The sequence below is a fragment of the Shewanella sp. 553 genome, from assembly GCF_059338375.1.
Genome location: NZ_CM181701.1, coordinates 861,261 through 882,817 on the forward strand (window position 1 = coordinate 861,261; position 21,557 = coordinate 882,817).

At 45.7% G+C, this 21,557-nt stretch carries 22 protein-coding genes and 1 tRNA gene; 14 read left to right on the top strand and 9 right to left on the bottom strand.

The features are described from left to right. Positions 1-120: 120 nt before the first annotated feature. The 8 genes from AC5YBZ_RS03905 (at position 121) to AC5YBZ_RS03940 (ending at position 7,751) form a co-directional block, all read left to right on the top strand. A complete protein-coding gene (locus AC5YBZ_RS03905) occupies positions 121-1,221 on the top strand; it encodes a polyamine ABC transporter substrate-binding protein (RefSeq protein WP_494519925.1) in 1,101 nt (366 codons plus the stop codon). Positions 1,222-1,322: 101 nt separating this feature from the next. After that, the gene (gene potA, locus AC5YBZ_RS03910; RefSeq protein WP_475516003.1) at positions 1,323-2,459 is read left to right on the top strand and encodes a polyamine ABC transporter ATP-binding protein; all 1,137 of its coding nucleotides are present in this window, start codon (positions 1,323-1,325) and stop codon (positions 2,457-2,459) included. Beyond that, entirely contained in the window at positions 2,456-3,382 is a 927-nt protein-coding gene (locus tag AC5YBZ_RS03915; RefSeq protein ID WP_475516004.1) for an ABC transporter permease subunit, read from the top strand. The genes potA and AC5YBZ_RS03915 overlap by 4 nt, the downstream gene beginning before the upstream one ends. Further along, a complete protein-coding gene (locus tag AC5YBZ_RS03920; protein WP_494519923.1) occupies positions 3,379-4,206 on the top strand; it encodes an ABC transporter permease subunit in 828 nt (275 codons plus the stop codon). The genes AC5YBZ_RS03915 and AC5YBZ_RS03920 overlap by 4 nt, the downstream gene beginning before the upstream one ends. A 106-nt stretch (positions 4,207-4,312) precedes the next feature. Then, entirely contained in the window at positions 4,313-5,599 is a 1,287-nt protein-coding gene (locus tag AC5YBZ_RS03925) for an NAD(P)/FAD-dependent oxidoreductase (protein WP_494543430.1), read from the top strand. Positions 5,600-6,059: 460 nt separating this feature from the next. Then, positions 6,060-6,824: an 8-oxoguanine DNA glycosylase OGG fold protein gene (locus AC5YBZ_RS03930; protein WP_494543431.1), complete on the top strand. Its 765-nt coding sequence runs from the start codon at positions 6,060-6,062 to the stop codon at positions 6,822-6,824. Between the two features lie 69 nt (positions 6,825-6,893). Beyond that, complete coding sequence (locus AC5YBZ_RS03935; RefSeq protein ID WP_494543432.1) at positions 6,894-7,034, top strand: hypothetical protein; 141 nt, start codon at positions 6,894-6,896, stop codon at positions 7,032-7,034. Between the two features lie 378 nt (positions 7,035-7,412). After that, a complete protein-coding gene (locus tag AC5YBZ_RS03940; RefSeq protein WP_494543433.1) occupies positions 7,413-7,751 on the top strand; it encodes a hypothetical protein in 339 nt (112 codons plus the stop codon). 127 nt (positions 7,752-7,878) lie between these two features. Here AC5YBZ_RS03940 and AC5YBZ_RS03945 read toward each other — a convergent pair whose 3' ends face one another. The 8 genes from AC5YBZ_RS03945 to rpsU form a co-directional block, all read right to left on the bottom strand. Continuing rightward, positions 7,879-8,475, bottom strand: coding sequence for a hypothetical protein (locus tag AC5YBZ_RS03945; protein ID WP_494543434.1), 597 nt, complete (start codon positions 8,473-8,475; stop codon positions 7,879-7,881). Between the two features lie 101 nt (positions 8,476-8,576). Beyond that, the gene (locus AC5YBZ_RS03950) at positions 8,577-9,569 is read right to left on the bottom strand and encodes a helix-turn-helix transcriptional regulator (protein ID WP_494543435.1); all 993 of its coding nucleotides are present in this window, start codon (positions 9,567-9,569) and stop codon (positions 8,577-8,579) included. Positions 9,570-9,854: 285 nt separating this feature from the next. After that, entirely contained in the window at positions 9,855-10,595 is a 741-nt protein-coding gene (locus AC5YBZ_RS03955; RefSeq protein WP_494543436.1) for a helix-hairpin-helix domain-containing protein, read from the bottom strand. 288 nt (positions 10,596-10,883) lie between these two features. After that, positions 10,884-10,960: transfer RNA gene (locus AC5YBZ_RS03960), tRNA-Ile, on the bottom strand. A 196-nt stretch (positions 10,961-11,156) separates the two neighbouring features. Beyond that, positions 11,157-12,995: an RNA polymerase sigma factor RpoD gene (gene rpoD / locus AC5YBZ_RS03965; RefSeq protein ID WP_494519921.1), complete on the bottom strand. Its 1,839-nt coding sequence runs from the start codon at positions 12,993-12,995 to the stop codon at positions 11,157-11,159. 125 nt (positions 12,996-13,120) lie between these two features. Then, positions 13,121-14,848 carry a DNA primase gene (gene dnaG / locus AC5YBZ_RS03970; protein WP_494519920.1) on the bottom strand — a complete coding sequence of 576 codons (1,728 nt, stop codon included), beginning with the start codon at positions 14,846-14,848 and terminating at the stop codon, positions 13,121-13,123. 95 nt (positions 14,849-14,943) lie between these two features. Then, positions 14,944-15,387, bottom strand: coding sequence for a GatB/YqeY domain-containing protein (locus AC5YBZ_RS03975; protein WP_494524388.1), 444 nt, complete (start codon positions 15,385-15,387; stop codon positions 14,944-14,946). Positions 15,388-15,393: 6 nt separating this feature from the next. Then, positions 15,394-15,609 (bottom strand): 30S ribosomal protein S21, encoded by a 216-nt coding sequence (gene rpsU, locus AC5YBZ_RS03980; protein ID WP_006080725.1) that lies wholly within the window; start codon positions 15,607-15,609, stop codon positions 15,394-15,396. A 324-nt stretch (positions 15,610-15,933) separates the two neighbouring features. On the opposite strand from rpsU, the gene tsaD reads away from it, so the two are divergent. After that, a complete protein-coding gene (tsaD, locus tag AC5YBZ_RS03985) occupies positions 15,934-16,947 on the top strand; it encodes a tRNA (adenosine(37)-N6)-threonylcarbamoyltransferase complex transferase subunit TsaD (RefSeq protein WP_475516010.1) in 1,014 nt (337 codons plus the stop codon). Between the two features lie 44 nt (positions 16,948-16,991). Here the strand turns inward: tsaD and plsY are convergent, their stop codons facing one another. Continuing rightward, positions 16,992-17,603 (bottom strand): glycerol-3-phosphate 1-O-acyltransferase PlsY, encoded by a 612-nt coding sequence (gene plsY, locus AC5YBZ_RS03990; RefSeq protein ID WP_475516011.1) that lies wholly within the window; start codon positions 17,601-17,603, stop codon positions 16,992-16,994. A 296-nt stretch (positions 17,604-17,899) separates the two neighbouring features. Between plsY and folB the strand changes: the two genes are divergently transcribed. The 5 genes from folB to AC5YBZ_RS04015 all read left to right on the top strand — a co-directional run bounded on the left by folB (position 17,900) and on the right by AC5YBZ_RS04015 (position 21,504). After that, positions 17,900-18,253: a dihydroneopterin aldolase gene (gene folB / locus AC5YBZ_RS03995; protein ID WP_494519918.1), complete on the top strand. Its 354-nt coding sequence runs from the start codon at positions 17,900-17,902 to the stop codon at positions 18,251-18,253. 4 nt (positions 18,254-18,257) lie between these two features. Continuing rightward, positions 18,258-18,749, top strand: coding sequence for a 2-amino-4-hydroxy-6-hydroxymethyldihydropteridine diphosphokinase (folK, locus tag AC5YBZ_RS04000; protein WP_494543437.1), 492 nt, complete (start codon positions 18,258-18,260; stop codon positions 18,747-18,749). Between the two features lie 23 nt (positions 18,750-18,772). Then, positions 18,773-19,573, top strand: coding sequence for an undecaprenyl-diphosphate phosphatase (locus AC5YBZ_RS04005; RefSeq protein ID WP_494519916.1), 801 nt, complete (start codon positions 18,773-18,775; stop codon positions 19,571-19,573). Between the two features lie 35 nt (positions 19,574-19,608). Further along, entirely contained in the window at positions 19,609-20,463 is an 855-nt protein-coding gene (locus AC5YBZ_RS04010; RefSeq protein ID WP_494543438.1) for a methyltransferase domain-containing protein, read from the top strand. Positions 20,464-20,562: 99 nt separating this feature from the next. Continuing rightward, positions 20,563-21,504 (top strand): L,D-transpeptidase family protein, encoded by a 942-nt coding sequence (locus tag AC5YBZ_RS04015; protein ID WP_494519914.1) that lies wholly within the window; start codon positions 20,563-20,565, stop codon positions 21,502-21,504. Positions 21,505-21,557: the final 53 nt, after the last annotated feature.

Consider the following 21,557-nt stretch of genomic DNA (forward strand, 5'->3'; position numbering starts at 1 on the left):
TACCGATGCGTTTAACTGGCTGTAGCATTGGATAACTATAACAACGAAAGCCGTCATTATCGGCCATGCAACGGCAGTAAGTCTTAACGATATTACTGGCAAGCTAAATAAGGAGATAGCATGAATCTTTTAAAGAAAATGTCCACGGTCGCCGTCGTCACGGCTGGTGTATTTGCCAGTTCGATGGCCAATGCTGAAGAAGTGGTACATGTGTATAACTGGTCTGATTATATCGCCGAAGACACCCTAGCAAACTTTGAAAAAGAGACGGGTATCCGAGTCGTTTACGATGTGTTTGACAGCAACGAAGTGGTTGAAGCTAAACTGCTATCGGGTCGTTCAGGGTATGATTTAGTCGTGCCATCAAACAACTTTCTTGCTAAGCAAATTAATGCTGGGGCGTTTCAAAAGCTCGATAAGAGCCAGCTGAGTAACTATAACAACCTCAAGCCTGAGTTGATGAAGCAACTTGAAGCCGCCGATCCGCGCAATGAGTATTCAGTGCCCTATTTATGGGGCACCACAGGCATTGGTTATAATGTGGCAAAGGTGAAGGAAGTCCTAGGTGAAGATGCACCTGTTGATTCACTCGAACTGTTATTTAACCCTAAGTACGCACAGAAAGTGTCTAAATGTGGCATGTCTTTCCTCGACTCTGCCGATGAGATGCTGCCGATGGCGTTGGTGTATCTCGGTCTAGATCCAAACAGCACCAGTAGCGATGATTATGCCAAAGCGGGTGAGGTATTGTCTAAGGTGCGCCCTTATGTGACCTATTTCCATTCTTCACGCTACATAACCGATTTGGCTAACGGCGATATCTGTGTTGCCTTTGGTTATTCTGGCGATGTGTTTCAAGCTGCCGCGCGTGCCGAGGAAGCTGAAAATGGCCAAGAGATTGGTTATTCCATCCCTAAAGAAGGTGCTAACTTATGGTTTGATATGTTAGCCATTCCAGCAGATGCGAAGAACGCCAAAAATGCGCATACCTTTATTAACTACCTGCTTCGTCCTGAAGTTATCGCGCCAATCACTAACTACGTCGCTTACGCTAATCCTAATGTGCCAGCGCAAGAGTTTGTCGACGAAGAGATTTTAAACGATCCGGCCATCTATCCAACGGCTGAAGTACTTGAGCGTTTATACGTTGCCGATGTGCGCCCAATGAAAGCACAGCGCGCGATGACTCGCGTGTGGACTAAGGTCAAATCGGGTATGTGATCCCTTAGTAAGGGCGAACCCATGGGTTTGCCCTTTTTATTCACTTTTTAATTTTTAGTGTTGCAGTAAGTGCCAATGAGGCACTGTCGTGGAGAAGTACTATGACCAACAATTCGGGCGTCACCAATAAACCGACAACAAAGACGCAAGGAGAGGTATTGCTGAAGATCGATAGAGTCAGCAAATTATTTGACGATGTTCGCGCGGTAGACGACGTGTCATTGAATATTAATCGTGGGGAAATTTTTGCCTTATTAGGGGGATCGGGCTCCGGCAAGTCAACCTTGCTGCGCATATTAGCCGGTTTTGAAAAACCCTCTGAAGGTCGCATCTACCTCGACGGCGAAGATATTACCGATATGCCGCCCTACGAGCGTCCTATCAATATGATGTTTCAGTCTTATGCGTTATTCCCGCATATGACAGTGGCGCAGAATATCGCCTTTGGTTTAAAACAAGACAAAATGTCCAAAGCCGAAATCGACACTCGTGTGCAAGAGATGTTGAAACTGGTGCACATGGAAGCTTATGCCAAACGTAAGCCAAATCAGCTCTCTGGTGGTCAGCGTCAACGTGTCGCACTCGCTCGTTCGCTTGCTAAGCGGCCTAAATTATTACTGCTCGATGAGCCCATGGGCGCACTGGATAAAAAGTTGCGTACTCAGATGCAGCTTGAAGTGGTCGATATTCTCGAAGCGGTCGGGGTCACCTGTGTCATGGTGACCCATGATCAAGAAGAAGCCATGACCATGGCCGAACGTATCGCCATTATGAGCGATGGCTGGATAGTACAGACAGGCTCACCTATCGATATCTATGAGAGCCCAGCTAGCCGTATGGTGGCTGAGTTTATTGGCTCGGTTAACTTATTTGAAGGCGATATTGTCGAGGATGAGGTCGACCATGTGATTATTCAATCGCCCAATATTGACCAGCGATTCTACGTTGGCTACGGGGTATCGACTAGCGTGGATACCACGCAGGTATGGTTAGCGGTTAGACCGGAAAAAACCCAGATCAGCCGAGAGCAACCCCAAGGCGAATACAACTGGTGTGCAGGGGTCGTGGAGGATATCGCTTACCTTGGTGGTATTTCGGTCTACTACATTCGCTTAAGCAGTGGCCAACTGGTCCAGTCGGTGATGACCAACAGCGATCGCCGCTCAGATTCCCCCACCTGGGAGGAGAAGGTGTTTATCGGATGGGAGGCCACCAGTGGAGTGGTATTAAGATCATGAGTGGGGTCGTGCAAAAGCGAAAAAAATCGCTAAGACAACGATTATTCAAAGGGCAGCATTTAACCATAGGTGTGCCATACCTGTGGTTGTTGATGTTCTTTGCCTTGCCATTTGCGATTGTATTGAAGATCAGCCTATCGTCGCCAGCGATCGCCATTCCGCCTTACGACGCACTGTTTCAATATGCCGATGAGTCGCTGCAGATCTTACTTAATCTGGGTAACTACATCTTGGTGTTTGAAGACTCCCTGTATGTGAATGCCTATTTGGGGTCATTGAAAATGGCCTGTATCACCACGATTGGGTGTCTGCTGGTGGGATATCCAATGGCATACGCCATTGCTAGAGCGCCGAAGCAGCATCAAACCGTGCTGATTTTGCTAGTGATGTTGCCTTCATGGACCTCATTTTTGATCCGCGTTTATGCCTGGATGGGCATATTAAGTAATAACGGTGTGATCAATAATGTGTTGATGTGGCTGGGGGTTATTTCCGATCCTATTCAAATGCTTAACACCAACTTTGCGGTTTATATCGGTATTATTTATACCTATCTGCCGTTTATGATTTTACCTTTGTATGCCAATTTATCTCAGCTAGATGGCAGTTTACTCGAAGCGGCAGCCGATTTAGGCTCGCGCAGCTTAAATACCTTCTGGAAGGTCACTTTGCCGCTCTCTAAGGGGGGGGTGATTGCTGGCTCTATGTTGGTCTTTATTCCTGTGGTGGGTGAGTTTGTTATTCCTGAGCTATTGGGTGGCCCAGATTCTCTGATGATAGGTAAGGTGTTGTGGCAGGAGTTCTTTAATAACCGTGATTGGCCTGTAGCCTCATCGCTTGCGATTGTGATGTTGGCGCTATTGATTATTCCTATCACGCTGTTTCACCGTTATCAGTCAAAAAGCATGGAGAAAAAGATATGAGTAACAGACTAAAAAAACTCAGCTTTTCTACCGTTATGCTATGGGCTGGGATGATATTTCTCTACGCGCCTATGTTCATCTTGGTGTTCTACTCATTTAATGAATCCAAGTTGGTGACGGTATGGGGCGGATTTTCGGCCAAGTGGTATGGCGAGTTGTTTCGCGATGATCAAATTTTAGATGCGGTTGCGACCAGTTTAAAAGTGGCTTTCTTCGCCTCTACCATGGCGGTGATCTTAGGCACCATGGCGGCATTTGTTATGACACGCTTTGCTCGCTCATGGGGCAGGTTAACCTTGTCGAACATGATCACGGCGCCTCTGGTGATGCCAGAGGTGATCACGGGTTTGTCACTATTGCTATTGTTTGTTCATATGGCAGATCTGTTTGGTTGGCCTGCTGAGCGCGGTATGTTGACGGTATGGATTGCCCATTCCACCTTCTGTGCCGCCTATGTTGCTGTGGTGGTCTCGTCGCGCTTACGTGAGTTAGATATGTCGATAGAGGAGGCGGCGCAAGATTTAGGCGCGACCCCGCTCAAGACCTTTTTCTATATCACGGTGCCGATGATCTCACCTGCCTTAATTGCCGGTTGGTTGTTGTCATTTAGCTTATCGCTCGATGATCTCGTGATCGCCAGTTTTGCCTCTGGTCCAGGTGCGACCACGCTGCCTATGGTAGTGTTCTCGTCGGTAAGGATGGGGGTATCACCTAAAATCAATGCGCTGGCAACCTTGATTATTTTACTGGTGTCACTGATCGCCTTTATCTCATGGTATATGGCGCGCCGCGCCGATAAGCGCAGCCGGATGGCCAGCGAATAACACCGATAGCATCGCAAAATAATGGCAAGCTACAGCAGTAAGGCTGCTGTAGCTTGTTAATACAACAGCATAATTATTATAACGATAACAATTCAGGGTGGTTGATATGAACTGTACACCTCATGCAAATTCCTATTATGCCGCGTCTGCAAATAACAAGCAGTTACGCGAAAAACTGGCCGATAATATTGAGACTGATGTCTGTATTATTGGCGCAGGATATACTGGTTTATCTTCGGCGATCCATCTATTAGAAGCGGGTTTTAAAGTCACTGTGCTAGAGGCCGCCCGTGTGGGCTTTGGTGCTTCTGGTCGTAATGGTGGGCAAATCGTCAATAGTTTTAGCCGTGATATCGATATGATTGAAAAAACGGTTGGCGTGGACAGAGCTAAATTATTTGGTGAGATGGCGTTCGAAGGTGGACGCATTATTAAAAATTTAGTCGCGAAATATAATATTCAATGTGATTTAAAAGATGGTGGGGTATTTGCTGCACTCAATAAAAAGCAGATGGGGCATTTAGAATCACAAAAAGCCTTATGGGAGCGCCATGGTCACCTTGGGCACCTTGAATTACTCGATGAGTCGGGAATTCGTGGGGTGGTCGATTCTGAGCGTTACATGGGCGGCCTGCTCGACAAGAGTGGCGGCCATATTCATCCGCTTAACTTAGCGTTAGGCGAAGCCGATGCGGTGGAATCCCTTGGTGGGCAAATTTTTGAAGATTCGGCTGTCATTAAAGTCGATGAGGGGGATAGCCCTGTTGTGCACACGAAAGAAGGTTCGGTCAAATGTAAGTTTGTGATCGTGGCGGGTAACGCCTACCTCAATGGTTTAATACCTGAGCTACAAGCTAAATCTATGCCTTGTGGCACTCAGGTGATCACCACTGAACCCTTAGGGGCTGAGTTGGCGCAATCGTTATTACCACAAGATTACTGCGTCGAAGATTGTAACTACTTGCTCGATTACTACCGTTTATCGGGTGATAAACGTCTTATTTACGGCGGTGGAGTGGTGTATGGTGCGCGGGATCCCGCCGATATTGAAGCAATTATTCGCCCCAAGATGCTTGAGACCTTTCCCCAGCTTAAAGACGTTAAGATAGAATTTGCCTGGACGGGGAATTTCCTATTGACCCTGTCTCGTCTGCCGCAAGTGGGGCGCATCGGCAGTAATATTTATTATTCTCAAGGCTGTAGCGGCCATGGTGTGACTTACACTCATTTGGCTGGGCAAATTTTGGCTGAGACGATTAATGGGCAAGCTAAACGTTTTGATGCCTTTGCCAGCTTACCTCATTATCCGTTCCCTGGCGGCCATCTGTTGCAGGTGCCATTTTCAGCCATCGGCGCTTGGTATTACACCATGCGCGATAAGCTTGGCATATAAGTTAGTATGAAGCGGTAATCGATGAAATAAGCGTGCTAGCACCTATAAAAAAGCCCGAGAATGTCGGGCTTTTTAGTTTAAATGGCTGCCCATAGGTGCAATTACCATAACATGACTCTTCAATCAGAAAGCCTAATGGATGCAGTAGAGCATTTGGGTTATTTGGCTAAGGTAGAGGGCAAGGTTGGTTTAGAGTCCAGCTACAAAGCTTTTAGCCCTAGCCGCTTCAAACCGGGCGCTAAACGGAAGTAAGCAGGCTTGAACTGTGAGGCACTTCAAAAATCTATAATGCTATTGGTCCACCAGTTTTTTAAACAGGAACAGACGTCACCGGGTGACGTTTGGGTAGCTAATACTGGCTATTCGATACACCGATCCCTCCTTTGATGGAGCAGTGTCGGGCATGAAGTTTAGAAATACTTTTAATGCTCCATAACTATAAGCTGAGTAGAAGACTGTCATGATGACTCCTAAGTTTCTGTTAGACAATATTTCAACAATTCGCGTAAATGATGATACCCAATTTAAAGTACAGCGCCCCTATTACACATTTACCAAACATCAAGTGATTGAGGACATTTTGAATGAATGCCCAAATGGTGAAATTAATCGTGGAATCGTAACGGAGTTTTTTAAACGTGGAGAGCATGTTCATGGTTTTTTTGCTGCAATGATCTGGGGGGGGATTTCGACCGGAGGGCCTACCGGAAATAATTTGTCTCTGTTGCTGTCTGTCGAACCTGATACATTGCAGCAGCACATAGCTACCGTGAACCAGTATGTCGAACAAAATAAATTTTCAGAGGCTTATCATTATATGAATGGTACGGGCAAACTCAGAGGATTAGGAGACTCATTTTTTACCAAACTGTTTTTCTTCCTAGGCAAGGCCAATAAGCAGGAGGTTATTCCCCCAATTTTCGATAAGTGGACAAAGTTGGCATATGCGGCTCTCTTGATCGATAGCGAAGACTATAGCCAATTTCATCGGTATATATCATCAGTCAAAGGTGTAGCTGTTAGGTTTCGTTCTGCTTACCAAGGAGAGGCATATAGCGACTATGTCGCTAAGATGAACTGCTGGGCCAAAGGTTGTGGAGTCGGTGTAAGTGATTTAGAGCAATTTATTTTTGGTTGTAACAAAAGACAAGACCCTTCGCCATCAAATCCGCGGATGATTTTTGAGCAGAAGGTCAATGATTTTATGCTTATGGCTGTGAGTTAGTCGCTGACCAAAAGTTGAAATTTTTTGTAGGTTTAGATTGCTCATTATTTGAAAGATGGAGATAGCTTTATGAAAGAGTATATTGTAACTGGCACCTGCAATGGCAGTCGCGCCATGGTACGGATTTTTGCCTATAGTGCTGGTCAAGCCACCCGCCTCGCCCGTGAAGAGCATGGTTTTTCGTCGACTCTTAACACTAAGCTGGCTTGATATTATTAGTAAAAGCAGCAATCTAGACTTTAAATAGCTGCAATTGGCTTTTAGAAGAGCCTGAAATGTTTGTCGCTTGTCTGTAATGAATAGGCTGAACTTTCTAGTCTCTTTCTCATCTGTCAATTGTCTAAGCTAACTAAACCAAACGTTGATAGGTTTGATTATACTGGTAGTGTTGCGCGTTACAGATAATCACACTTACCCAACGTAGATATACCCCAAAAAATTTGAAGGCTATTACCTAGTAAAGTGTAAGTATATCTATGTTCTAGCTAGTTTTAATAGTATTTCTCATTTGTGGTGTGAACCCATAAATTTGAACTACCTTACCTATTTCATATATTGTCACGATTTTGATATAAATGAGGCTTATAAATGAGTGTTACATTAGCAATACGAGTTCCTAAAGGTAACGGTAAACGCGATTTTGAACAAACTATAAATGCTTATGAGGCTGAAGGGTTTGCATTGAGCCATGAACAGCGCGGAATTGCTATCCACGGTTTAAAGTTAATTATTCTGGATCAGGTCGATAGAAAAACGGTTACGGCTGTTGTTTCCCATATAGAAGAGCAAGAAGATATAGGTAGGTTCAACATTCACTTTACTGATGTTGAACGCAAGCATTACGTCGATATTAAGTTCCCTAAAGGTTATGACGCTCATAAAGGATGCACAATTATCGACTGGGATGATTACTTTTTATTTAGATAGAAAATTAACATAACAAATAAGGATTAGAACCGAGCAGCTGGTCCTTATTCCAAGCGCTGGATAAACCTGTGGCCGTATCTTTATTGAACATCATGAGCATTAAAATACGACTGGTAAATGGCCATTATTATCTCAGTAACAGCACAAAACTTGAGAATGATAGATTACTCATCTGGCAGCACATCTGTTCAACCCCTAAGTCATGTTTTAGTTTGACTGCGTGTTGTTCATATTCTTCGATTGGCATATCTAATGTTGAACCTGTAAACCAATATAAATATGACCAAATAGCCTGAGTCTGATTTACACCATTTACGGGGATTAAGGCCAATTCACGGAAAGAAACTAACTGCTTCTCCAGACCCCCCGGGTCGATGGTGAAAATACAATCTGGGTTATCACCCTGGAAGCGGCCGAAATAGTGGGGGGCCAATAGTTGGATAAATTCCGCCGCGCCTATGTGTGCCTGATGAACGCAGCAATGTTGCGGCGGTATAGCGTCAAACGGAATGTCCACTAGCAGGTTAGCACCCACCAGCCACCAGAGGGTGGCGCGGGTTCGCTTGCTGGCCCATTCAAGTACCGCAGTGTTAGGCTGCTTGATATCTATGATAACCAGCACAGGACCTTGGGGCTGGATATAACACAGCTCTGCTGGTGTGCGTACTATGACATTCTCATTGTTGTGTAATTCAATCGCTTGCTCTGTTACCAGTAATAACATCCCGCTTCCTTCTTTTTATTTTTCGCTTTAGTTCTGAATTTCTACTCAGTGCATGATAACTGGCTGGGACGTCAAAAAAAGTCGCTTAGCTGGGCGGTAATTCAATTTTGGTACTTTGCCTGCGCAGCGGTCAAACTTTGGCGTAGAGCTTCCCGTAGTGACGGAGGTGACAGCACTTCACTGATATCACTCATAGACATTAGCCACCACTTTAACTCTTCGGTATTAGGCAGCTCTGCCTCGATAATGAAATGCTTGCCATCGTCTAAGTGATCAATTTTTTGCTTCAGACTCAAAGGTGTTTCCAAGAGGTGATATCCCAAATTAAAATCGACCTTAAGTTTAAGGGTGATCAGTTCTTCTATCGGGAAGGCGAGATTACCCTGTGTCAGGTAGGTGCTTAACTCAAAGTCTACGGGCGTTTTTCGAGTTTGCAGTATCCGCTCGGCGCTTTGGACCCGATGCAGGGCAAAGTGCCGAAAATCATCGTTGTCTACTAGGGTGGCTATCAGGTAAATAGTGGTTCCTCGGGTGACCAAGGCAAGTGGGTTGATATCATACTGCTTAGCTTGATTTACCGCCCGTGGACGATAGTGGATCGTTAAACGCTGCCCCTCCATTAACGCCTGTTCCAGCGGCGGCATGATCGACGAATCGATATGTGGTGCTAGTGGCTGAAACCCTGAAGGGAGCGATGCAACGCACTTGGACCAGCTAGCTAATTTGGGATTGTTAGCCAGTTTTAGTTCTGCTTGGTCGAAGAAGCCATCAAGGTTATCTTTTAGCTGGCGTGGTAATAGGCCAAGTAGGAATTTCTTAGTGAGGTTCAAAGCTAAGGCGGTACTTGGCGTCATCTCTATGGCTGACGAATGAAAACCCTTGTTGCGGTACCAGCCATGGGGGCGAAGTGCTCCATTCCGGCTAATGTTGTAATGGTTGCTTAGTTTGTCGAGGTCCCTTTGCACCGTGCGCAGGGGCGCATGCAGTCCATCCCGTTCTAACTTTTCCTTGAGTGCTAATGTGGTTATCGACGCAGGTGCCTCAGGAAGGTACTTGAGTATGGCAAGGTGGCGCTGGGTTTGTATTTCTGACATATACCTATGGACTCAATGTATAAGTAAATTGAAAGCAGTCTTATCAGTTCAATGGATAATTTTTTCTCTGACGCAGTCTAGCCTGTAAGCTAAAAAGAGCATCACTGGATATGTCTTGTGGGGTGATGGGAGCGGTATAACCCCCCAGATTCGTATTTAGGGCATCGTTCGAAGTTAAATCTAACAATGCACCTTCTTGCACGACTAAGCTGAGTCAAGTGAGATAAGCGAGCGGTTGTCATCCATTTTACCTAGTAAGCAAAAAACAAACAATTGTAACGATAGCTACTGACTAATTCGACAGAAATAATTGTTATTAATGGTAATTTTTATAACATCATGAATTTCAATAAAAATGTTGGTGGCTGTGATTTTTCCAATCCCTTTGATTTTTAATAAATCTGATTCTGTTAATGGCAGTAGTTGATTAATGGTAGTAATCCCTTCTGACTCGAGCGCAGATAAAACCTTTTTGTTAACACCTTTAATCAAATGTAGAAATCCAGCCTTGTCTCTGAAGTAGGTTAAGCTGTCCTCTATTGGAATAAATCGTGACATAACATTGCAGATGTTCTCTTCGTTGTAGTATTCACAGATTTTTTTTTCAATTAATCTTAGTTGTTTATTTTTGCTTGAGTAACGGCTGGCAAGATCCATCTTGTCATGAATATTGGCAGTAGAGTCAAAAATTGATAGCAATCCAATGGCATATTTTAAATATTGCTTTTCATCAACAGGTCCAGCATCTGAAGCCGCAGTTGACCCTTCATCCAGAAAATCGAACTCACTGCCAAGCTTTGAGAGCCAAATCCCATGCTTTTGTCCTCCGTAATCTGGAGGATTCCCTTTCCCTGTATAAACTTCACCAGACTTTTTTAAAATCCATAATGGTGTGCCTAGTTGTAGCGTAGGATGGAAAATCATTCCATTATTCAAATCAGCGGATTTATTTAGGCTGAGTGTGATGTGCTGCTTTGAAGGCTTTGAGCTTGTTAATAAGCGGAAAATAATATTGAAAATCTTCATATCTATCCTCTTAACGCACACATGTGAGGTGGCAGTTTGACAGGAATTATTAATCTAGGCAAAGCACCGATGTAAGAAGGTAAAGTCTTAAAATTAACACTCTTGTGAAGCGTAATTGTAAGCTAACTAAAAATTCAGTGTTGTACCAGCTTTAAATTGCTACTTGCGAGCAAGACTAAGCCTTTCGAAAGCAACACTTATTGCTACTAATACAGGCACAACTACAGGCAGTTCGAGCAGATACGAAAAAGGCGTAGCAAGTACTAACCTGCTACGCCTTATCTGAATTGGTGGCCCCTCACAGACTTGAACTGTGGACCTGACGATTATGAGTCGTATGCTCTAACCAACTGAGCTAAGGGGCCGACTTAAGATGGTCGTCACCATCGAAAGCGCAGAGAAGTATACGAGGTTTAATTGCGCTTGTCACCCCAGAATATGGCTCAAATCCCAAGTTTGAATTCAATTGGTTATCTGTTAATCAATCTGGCGCAAATCTCCATTGAAAACAAAAAGCCCAGCAAGATGCTGGGCTTTTTTTGGTCGTTAAAACGCGTATGACTACTCGTCGAGGAACGACTTTAAGATCTCTGAGCGAGAAGGGTGACGTAGCTTACGCAACGCTTTTGCTTCAATCTGACGAATACGTTCACGTGTTACGTCAAATTGTTTGCCCACTTCTTCAAGCGTGTGGTCGGTATTCATGTCGATACCGAAACGCATCCGCAGTACTTTGGCTTCGCGGGCGGTAAGGCCGGCTAACACTTCGTGAGTGGCGTTTCTCAAGCTTTCGCCTGTCGCCGAATCCAATGGCAGCTCGAGGGTAGTATCCTCGATAAAATCACCTAAGTGCGAATCTTCATCATCACCAATAGGAGTTTCCATTGAGATTGGCTCTTTAGCAATCTTTAGTACCTTACGGATCTTATCTTCAGGCATTAACATGCGCTCGGCCAACTCTTCTGGTGAAGGTTCGCGCCCCATCTCTTGTAGCATTTGACGAGAGATACGGTTGAGCTTGTTAATAGTTTCAATCATATGCACTGGGATACGGATCGTTCTTGCTTGGTCAGCAATAGAGCGAGTGATCGCCTGACGGATCCACCATGTTGCATAAGTTGAGAACTTATAGCCGCGACGATATTCAAACTTATCAACGGCTTTCATCAAACCAATGTTACCTTCTTGAATTAGATCCAAGAATTGTAAACCACGGTTGGTGTACTTTTTCGCGATAGAGATAACCAGACGTAAGTTGGCTTCGACCATCTCTTTTTTCGCCCGGCGAGCCTTAGCTTCACCGATTGACATTCGACGGTTGATATCTTTAATCGCGGCAATCGCCAGACCGGTTTCGTTTTCAATCGCATCGAGCTTAGCGCGGCAACGACGTACGTCGTCGGCAACCATAGCTAAACCTTCTGAATAAGGCTTTTTAGCGGCGATTTCGTCGTTAAACCAGTCGATGCTACTTTCGTTAGAAGTATACACTTTAACGAAGTTTTTCTTTGGCATCTTGGCTTGTTCAACACACAGTTTCATGATGAGGCGTTCTTGCACACGCACTTTGTCCATCATTTCACGCATGCTTTTAACAAGGCGATCGAACTGTTTTGGAACTAGGCGGAACTCTTTAAAGATTTCGCCAATTTCAAATAACGCCTTGGTCGATTCCGGATGCTCACGGCCTTTTTCGGCAATGATTTTTAATGCGCGTTCATGGGCTTCGCGAAGTTGAGTGAAACGCTCGCGCGCTTCTTCAGGATCTGGCCCTTTCGGGGTATCATCCTCTTCATCTTCACTATCCTCATCATCGTCGTCATCTTCGTCATCGAGTTCGTCGTCTGAGAGTTCCGAGCCAATGTGTGTTGCTGTTGGGGCAACATCTTCAGCATTGGGGTCCACAAATCCAGAGATTATGTCTGATAGTCTGACTTCTTCAGCTTCATAGCGGTCGTATTGCTCAAGGATCATGGCGATCGCTTTAGGATACTCAGCTACAGAGGCCTGAACGGTATTGATGCCTTCTTCAATACGCTTAGCGATAACAATCTCGCCTTCGCGGGTCAGAAGTTCTACCGTGCCCATTTCACGCATGTACATGCGCACAGGGTCTGTCGTACGTCCGAGTTCAGCCTCTACCGTAGCCAGTGCTGCGGCAGCTTCTTCGGCAGCATCCTCATCGGTGCTGTCTTCAGACATCATGATCTCATCGGCATCCGGCGCCTGCTCGTAGACGCGAATACCCATGTCATTAATCATCTGGATAATATCTTCGATCTGGTCAGAATCGACCATATCTGCAGGTAAGTGATCGTTCACTTCTGCATAGGTTAAATAACCTTGCTCTTTACCTTTGGCAAGCAACAATTTAAGTTGCGACTGCGGAGTATGCTCCATAGATATCATCCAAGTTGGGTAACTGTTACAACGACGGACAAACGAGTGCCGCGCAAATCGTCAATTATAGCCTTGTGTGTAGCGCTGTGCTAGCCCAAGTCATTACTTTAAGACAAATTTTGCTCTTAAGTTTGACCCTGTATCACAGCAATGAGCTTTTTCAATTGCATCCGCTCTTCTTTAGTATGGTGCTGTTTTAAGCTCAATTCCTGATATCGTTGCTCAATGTATTGATTGTTTAACCATATCAGGGCTTTTTTGAACTCTTGCTGCAAATTTTCATCCGCCACTTGATGTTCCCATTGGGTCAATTTTTTCAGGGTGCCTAATTGGTCATCACCTCTGAACTGTTCAAGTAGTTGTGCGCTGTTTATCTTGTTGGCTCGAGTTCGGTCTAATAAGAGGGTCAGCAAATCGATGCCGGCCATCTTGATATGTTTTAGCGCTGGTTGCTCTGGTAATCCGTTACCTAAGCTGGGATCTTGCACTAACAGTGCGATGGCTAGTCGCAACGGTGTCCCACGTCCCTTGAGCGCTTTATTGTGCAGCGTTTGACTCTGTTTGCTTGCTTTAAAACCGAGTTTACGTTGCAACTCTTCCGCACTGTTCATGCCCAGTTTATAGGCTAGATTTTCTAGTAATAAACTTTGCAGAACAGTATCTTGTACTTTTTCTATCAGCACCATGGCTTGTTTAGCCAAGGTGCCTTTATCTGTGCCATAGCGGCTGGCTAAGGTATCGAATAAAAATTCGGGTAACAGCTTAGCCTCTGTTATTAACTGTTCAAATGCTGGCTTGCCAATTTGTCTGACCATAGAGTCAGGATCTTCGCCTTGAGGCAAAAACATAAATTTGACCTGATCGCCAGGTTTTAACAGCGGCAGCGCCGTCTCTAAAGCGCGCCAGGCGGCTTCGATACCCGCTTTGTCGCCGTCATAACAACAAACGACTTCTTTAGCACTTCGTAACAGTAACTGAAATTGTTCTGCCGTTGTTGATGTACCGAGCGAGGCGACGGCGTAATCGACATCAAATTGAGCCAATGCCACCACGTCCATGTAACCTTCAACGATTAATATCTGTTGCGGGTCTCTGTGACGCTGCTTTAGCTCATATAAGCCGTATAGCTCATACCCTTTATGAAATATGGGCGTTTCAGGCGAATTCAAGTACTTTGGCGTGCCGTCACCGAGGACGCGCCCACCAAAGCCGATCACTCTGCCACGTCTATCGCGGATCGGAAACATCAGCCTGTCACGGAACCTGTCGTAACGTTTGCCATTATCGTTTTCGATCACCATTCCGGCGGTGAGCAGTTTATCTTGTGAATCTTGGTTGTGCCGATAACGACTGAGTAATCCATCCCAGCCATCGGGTGCAAAGCCAATATTGAAGTGTTTAATTACTTCATCGGACAATCCACGATGACTTAAATAATCGAGCACTTTTTGTTTATCTGGATGCTGTCTCAGCTGGCTTTGAAAAAATAGGCTGGCCTCATCCATTAATTGGTAGAGGTCGCGACTTAGCCCTTCATCACGGCGTTTTCCGGTGCCTTGCTCTCTGGGGACTTCTAAGCCTAATTGGCCTGCAAGTTCTTCTATCGCATCGACAAAGTCTAATCTGTCATATTCCATGACAAAGTCGATAGCATTGCCATGAGCGCCGCAGCCAAAACAGTGGTAAAACTGCTTGTCTCTGCTGACAGTAAAGGACGGTGATTTTTCGCTATGAAACGGGCAACAGGCAGAATGATTTTTCCCCGCCTTTTTCAGGGGGACTTTAGCATCGATAAGATCGACTATATCGGTGCGAGCTACAAGCTCATTGATAAAATCACGAGGTATCGCCATTGGTATATAAATGCCGCCTTTTCGCGAAAAAATTGAAATAGTACAAACAAACAAGCCGTGCTTTAGCACGGCTCATTCATACATTGAACACTAAGTTACTGAAGCTTAGCCTTAATCATGGCGCCAATCGCCGCCATGTCAGCTCGTCCTTGTACCTTAGGTTTCAACGCTCCCATTACTTTGCCCATATCCGCCATGGATGATGCACCGACCTCTTGGACCGTTGCATCTACTAGCTGAGCTACCTCTTCTTGTGAAAGAGGTTTCGGCAGGAAAGTTTCAAGTACTTGAATCTCACTTGCTTCAGCATCGGCTAGTTCGTCACGACCCGCTGCACTGTATTGCGCAATAGAATCACGACGCTGTTTAACCATTTTGGTTAAGACAGCTATGGCTTGATCATCATTCAGAGATTCGCGGGTATCCACTTCAATCTGTTTGATGGCAGCCAGTGCCATACGAATAGTTCCCAAGCGCACCTTATCTTTGGCGCGCATGGCATCTTTCATTTGGTCTTTTAGCTGATCAATTAGGCTCATAAGAGATTAGTATAAACGTACGCGACGCGCATTTTCACGAGAAAGCTTCTTAGCAAGACGCTTAACTGCAGCGGCTTTAGCACGCTTACGTGCAGTAGTTGGCTTCTCGTAAAATTCACGAGCACGAACGTCGGCTAAGATACCAGCTTTTTCACAAGAGCGCTTGAAACGACGTAAAGCTACGTCAAATGGTTCATTTTCACGTACTTTAATAATTGGCATACGCCATCACCCCTTAGGTGTAGGTTGTATTGAGTTAATTAATTAACTCAAGTTAATTTAAAAATGGTGCGGAATTCTATACCGACTACCAATAGTTTGTAAACCCCTTTGTAGCGATCCTATTTGCGATCTTTACTCGGTGTTTAGATAAAGTTTAGCATTTTGCGTTGGACTTGGTGAGTCCTCAGCCCTGATATAGCGTGATAATCAACCATTATAACGCCGTCGCGGCAAGGGGGGAAGAGGGAGGTCATTTATCGATTGGTATAATTGCCACAGAGCAGGTAAAATTGGTCGCCACTTCATTTAGGTAGACAGGAAACGATGCGAGTTATAGGTATAGAGACATCTTGTGATGAAACCGGTATTGCCGTTTATGACGACGAGAAAGGGCTTTTATCTCATACACTTTACAGTCAGGTTAAGTTACACGCCGATTATGGTGGGGTGGTCCCTGAGCTGGCCTCGCGCGATCATGTCCGTAAAATAGTGCCACTGATAAAACAAGCGTTAGCCGATGCTAACTGCACCCAAGATGATATCGATGGCATTGCTTACACTAAAGGTCCTGGTTTAGTGGGGGCATTGCTTGTTGGTGCCTGTGTTGGCCGCGCTTTGGCCTTTGCTTGGGGAAAACCCGCCGTGGGCGTACACCATATGGAAGGGCATTTACTCGCGCCTATGCTCGAAGATAATGTACCTGAATTCCCTTTCTTGGCCTTGTTGGTGTCAGGGGGGCATTCGATGATGGTCGCGGTTGAAGGCATCGGTCGTTATCAGGTGCTTGGCGAGTCGGTTGATGATGCTGCCGGTGAGGCGTTTGATAAAACCGCCAAGCTGATGGGCTTAGATTACCCCGGAGGCCCAAGACTGGCAAAATTGGCCGCTCAAGGGCAACCTAATTGTTATCGTTTTCCACGCCCTATGACAGATCGCCCAGGGCTTGATTTTAGTTTTTCTGGCCTTAAAACCTTTGCCGCCAATACGATTGCCGCCGAGCCCGATGATGAGCAGACTCGCGCGAATATTGCCCGCGCATTTGAAGAGGCGGTGGTTGATACCTTAGCCATCAAGTGTAAGCGCGCGCTTAAGCAAACTGGGTATAACCGCTTAGTGATAGCCGGAGGCGTGAGTGCCAATAGCCGTTTAAGAGCGTCATTAGCGCAAATGATGCAAGATCTCGGCGGGCAGGTTTATTATCCACGTGGTGAGTTCTGTACCGATAATGGCGCGATGATCGCCTATGCGGGCATGCAGCGTTTAAAAGCCGGCCAGATAGAAGATTTAGCCGTTAAAGGTATGCCACGCTGGCCGTTAGATTCATTACCGCCAGTATAGTCGTGCCGTTAGCCTGTGAATAGCCCAGTACAAAGTAGCCCTTTTTACTGGGCTTTTTCTTTCTTTTTACGCGACACTTTCGACTCTTCTCCCTTTAACAGGCGAGCGATATTTTCTCGATGGCGGATCACTATTAACATGGACAACATGGCTACGGGGATGGTGAAGCGATCGTCGAAATACCACGTATAAACTGGTGCGAGTAAAGCGGTCATGATGGCCGCTAAAGATGAATAACGGCAGATAATGACTAAGATTATCCATGTCAGCATCAACGAGAGTGATAGGTCTGCACCTATGGGAGCCATAGCGCCAAAGGCGGTCGCAACGCCTTTACCACCTTTAAATTTAAAAAAGATAGGAAAGATATGCCCTAGGCAGGCGCTAATAGCGATAATACCTAAGGGAACGGCATCGACACCGAGGCGAAAAGCGATGTAGGTAGGGATGGCGCCTTTAAGCATGTCGAAGAGCAACACCGTGGCTGCGGCGCTCGCGCCACCGATACGCAAGACATTGGTCGCGCCAGGGTTACCAGAACCTTCGTTACGGGGGTCGGGTAAGCCTCGAAGACGACACACTAGCACTGCACTGGAGATTGAACCGGCCAAGTAGGCGATCAAAATCATCGCTAGAGTGAACAGCGTTAAGCTCAAATTGGTTTCCTTATCCTTCTTAAGGTATTATCGCGACCTAGCATTGAGGCCTCTCATTAACCTTATATTTTACGCACTGGTTGATAGAGCGGTTGTAATGAGCAGCGGGGCGATGTCATCCGTTCTCATGAACCCTGTTTCGATGCCATTACAGCAGCTTATCCTACTTGGGTTTTTAGCTGTAAGAAAGGGGTAAACACAGTTATCTGTACAATTTTGTCATTATATCAAGATTGGACTCATTAGCTTATTAGACCTCTTTTTACCGACACTTAACTTGCCTAGCGGGAGGCATTATGGACAAGGTGCTTATTTCACAATTGAAAGTGGAAACAGTGATTGGAATTTACGAGTGGGAAAAGCAGATCCATCAGCAACTGTTAATCGATCTGGAAATGGCCTGGGATAATGGCCCTGCCGCTGACAGCGACGATTACCAATATGCGTTGTGCTATGAAACGGTTTCTAATCGTTTAGTTGAGCTTATTACCGAAAAGCCTATTGAACTCATTGAAACGGTTGCCGAAATGTGCGCTAAGTGCGTGATGACTGAGTTTGATGTGCCTTGGGTGAAAGTGAAAGTGATGAAGCCCGGTGCGGTCCCTTTAGCATCCGCTGTGGGCGTCGAGATACAACGAGGTCATCTATAACACTATGGCGCGTATTTTTATTAGTATTGGCAGTAATATTGACGCCGAGCATTATTTTAATGTGGCCCTTAAGGCGTTAACCGAACACTTTTCAAACCTGTGCCTATCGTCGGTATTTGAAAGCGAAGCGGTGGGATTTAAGGGCAGTAATTTTCTCAATATGGTGGTGGCTGCCGACACGCCATTAACCATAGCGCAAGTGGTTGCGTTGTTTAAGCGCATAGAGCAAGATAACGGCCGCAGTTTAGGGGCCAAAAAGTACAGCCCACGCACCTTAGATCTTGACCTGTTATTGTATGACGACTGGGTGGGTCAAACCCCGGTAGAACTGCCTCGCGCAGAGATCACCACCAATGCTTTTGTACTGTGGCCATTAGCCGAGATCGCGCCGACCTTACGGCATCCCGTCGAGCAACAAACCTACCAAACCTTGTGGGATAACTTTGATAAGTCGCAGCAAAAGCTGTGGCCGATTGAATTTCATTGGTGTTACTAACAATCCATCGCTAAAGGATAAATATGGATACGTTTCAGGTAATTGTATTGGCACTGATACAGGGCCTTACGGAGTTTTTACCTATTTCTAGCTCGGCGCATTTAATTCTGCCTGCCCAGCTTTTAGACTGGCAAGATCAAGGGTTAACCTTCGATGTCGCCGTGAATACTGGATCATTATTGGCAGTGGTTATCTATTTTCGCCGTGAGCTATGGTCGATGTTTACCGCTTGGACGGGCAGCATTGTCAGCGGTCAGCAAGATGAGCAAAGTAAACTCGCATGGTGGATCATTTTAGCCACCATTCCAGCGGTTATTGTCGGTTTTACTGCCAAAGGGTTTATCGCCACGCATCTGCGCAATATTGAAGTCATTGCCTTTACCACCATAGTATTTGGCCTGCTACTTTGGTGGGCCGACCGCATGACGCGAGAAGGGTTTAGTGAGTTTCAGGTTGGGTGGAAGAAAGCCCTAGTGATAGGTATCGCCCAAGCGATGGCGTTGATCCCGGGGACGTCACGTTCTGGGGCCACCATCACCGCGGCCTTGATGCTCGGGCTGAGCCGCGAAGCGGCAGCGCGCTTTTCATTTTTAATGTCGGTGCCAGTGAGTTTAGGGGCCGCGATTTTAGTGGTTAAAGATCTCATTGAAAGTGGTGAGGCGCTAGACTATCAAGCCTTGGGCTTAGGTACCGTGCTCTCTTTTGTGGCGGCATACCTTTGTATTCATTATTTTCTTAAAATTATTAGCCGCATGGGTATGACACCCTTTGTTATTTATCGCCTAGCGTTAGGTGCAGTGTTGTGTGTGGTGATTTTCGCTTAACGTTTTTATTTACCATGAATTATTAAAGAGATCCCATGATCAGCCATTATTTATGTCCCGTTTGCCAAGCTCAGATGTCGATTCATGAGGCTTCACAAGGGCTACATTGCCCTAACAAGCATCATTTAGATAAAAATGAGCAAGGGTATTGGGTTTTTAGCCAAGCTAAAAAGCCGCACATGGACTCTCGTCAGGTGATGCGCGCCAAGCGTTTCTTGCTTGAGTCTGGCGTGTTTACCCCACTGCTAGATGCGTTAAAACAGCAACTGACCCTCGCATTAACAGACTATGTGACAGATCAAGATGCTGCGGTTAACCATTTAGATTTTGATTGCGGTGATGGCTTTTATTTGCGAGCCCTGACCGATACCCTGCAAGGCGTGGCAGCAAACTGCAATCAAACAGGGATAGGTGAGGCGGAAAACGCCTTATTTGCGGCGGTTAAAAGTCACCCTGAGGCAACCTACATCGTCAGTCAGTTAAAGCAGCTTCCCTTTGTGGATGAATGCTTTGATCTCGTCACGCTTATCGATAAGCCACTTAAAGGCAAAGAGTTGTTACGTGTGCTTAAGCCTAACGGTTTGTTTGTACAGGTGTCACCCGGCCCGCGTCATCTGTGGCAAATTAAGCAGTATCTCTATAAAGACTTAACCGAAAAACCTGCCGATCTTACCTTAGCGAAAGGGCTTGAGCTTATCCATCAGCAGCGGGTGAGTTTTACGCTTAATGTCACCCCTGATGATGCGGTGACCCTATTAGAGATGACGCCTTATGCTTGGCGAGCGGCCGATAAGGTCAAGCGGCAGATGTTAACTGGGGACTTTAGCCTGCTTGAAGTTGATTTTTACCTTACCCTAAGTCGTAAACAAGTGATTGAAAAGGTTAATTAGCCTTGGCTAACATTGAGCACTAGAAAATAGGCTTGGCTCAAGGTACCCTTTAACTTATTAAAGCTAGGCCATTAACACCCAGATTAGGAAGTAATATTGATGATGCGTAAAATGCTGTTGGTCATCTTGTGGTTATTGCCGTGCTATACACTTGCCAATGTCTATTCTTTACCAACCAATGGTGGACGCCTGATTGGTGAGTTACAGACGCATGTGGTTCAGCAGGGGGAATATTTTAAGACTATTGCCGATCATTATAATGTCGGTATTTTAGAGTTGATGGAAACCAACCCTGGCGTCGATCCTTTTTTGCCAACGCCAGGCACGGCATTGACCATACCGACACAGATGTTGTTACCAGATGTGCCGCGTCAAGGTATTGTGATTAATCTGCCTGAGCTGCGTCTCTATTATTTTCCTGATAATGGCCGTGAAGTCCATGTATTTCCTGTCGGTATTGGCCGTGTTGGGCGTGAAACACCAGAGATGGTGACTAAAATTAAGTCGCGTATTCCTAATCCAAGTTGGACACCGCCGGCCAGTATTCGCGCCGACCACTTACGCGAGCGTGGCGAAGTGTTACCGCGCGTGGTGCCAGCGGGGCCCGATAACCCCTTAGGCCAATATGCGATGCAACTCTCTTATGGCGATGGTAGTTATCTGATCCACGGTACCAATAAAGATTTTGGTATCGGTATGCGCGTCAGTGCCGGCTGTATAAGGCTTAACCCTGACGATATTGAGTGGTTATTTAATCAGTCAAAATATGGCGATAACGTACGAGTGATAAATCAAGCGGTGAAAATATCGGCTGAGCCAGATGGCAGGCATATTATTGAGGTGCATTCGCCGTTGTCTGAGTCGGAAGATGAGCCCAGCAATAAGGTGATCACCTTAAACAGTCAAGTGGTTAAGTTCATCAGTCAAGATAAGGTCGATAGGGCTAAAGCTAACGATGCCATACTGACTCAAAATGGCATTCCTGTGAGTATCTCTCGTGATGAGATAAGTTCGCCTGAGTTTAGCTCATCTGGGAATTAATATTCACCTTGTTTGCATCAAGCGCCCAATGGGCGCTTTTTTTATGCCCGACT